The following is an 862-nucleotide window of genomic DNA, read 5'->3' as shown; positions in this document are numbered from 1 at the left end:
ATCGTCACCATCGTCAGCGTGGCCCGATTTCTGCCCTGCGAGCTTGCTTGCAGGGCTGACCAGGGACGGTCCGGGTTTTTCCCGCCTCGATTTTTTGGTCTGCCCTTCGTGGTGTTGCAACGCCGAGCCTGATGGCCAGCCTGCGCACCGTCAAAGTGCATTGAGCCGGACTTTCCTCCGGCAAGACCAGAGAAATCAAAATGGCCCTGATCAGCCTCAAATCCCTCGGCGTCACCATGAGTGCGCCGCTGTTTACCAATCTCGATCTCACCATCGGCTCCGGCGACCGGCTCGGCATTGTCGCCGCCAATGGCCGCGGCAAGTCGACCTTGCTGAAATGCCTGACCGGCGAGATGGAGCCGACCTCCGGTGACATCACCCGCACGCGCGGCCTGCGCGTCGGTCATGTCGAGCAATCCATTGCCCCGGCCCTTCTCACCCGCAGCTTCCATCAGGTGGTGGCCGACGCCTTGCCGCCCGAGCAGGCTGAAAGCGAGCTGTGGCGCGTCGACGTGGTTCTCGATTCACTCGATGTGCCGGAGCCGATGCGCGAGCGGCCAATGCAGGCGCTGAGCGGCGGTTGGCAGAGACTGGCGCTGATCGCCCGCGTCTGGGTGACAGATCCGGACGTGCTGCTGCTCGACGAGCCGACCAACCATCTCGACCTTGCTCGCATCAGCCAGTTGGAAACCTGGCTCAACGCATTGCCGCGTGAGGTGCCGGTCGTCATTGCCAGCCACGACCGCGCCTTTCTCGACGCCGCCACCAACCGGACGCTGTTCCTGCGCCCGGAACAGTCGCCCGTGTTTGCCTTGCCCTATTCCCGCGCCAGGCGGGCGCTCGACCAGGTCGACGCCTCGAC

General features: G+C 64.5%; 1 protein-coding gene. It reads left to right on the top strand.

Going from position 1 to position 862, the window contains the following annotated elements; translation table 11 throughout:
• Positions 1–200: 200 nt before the first annotated feature.
• A partial coding sequence (locus tag EN906_RS35695) for an ATP-binding cassette domain-containing protein (protein ID WP_164777685.1) occupies positions 201–862 on the top strand: 662 nt, incomplete at its 3' end.

It is taken from the genome of Mesorhizobium sp. M7A.F.Ca.CA.004.06.1.1 (assembly GCF_003999135.1).
GTDB lineage: Bacteria > Pseudomonadota > Alphaproteobacteria > Rhizobiales > Rhizobiaceae > Mesorhizobium.
The sequence above is the reverse complement of the archived record's forward strand: the minus strand, read 5'-3'. Positions and strand labels throughout refer to the sequence as shown.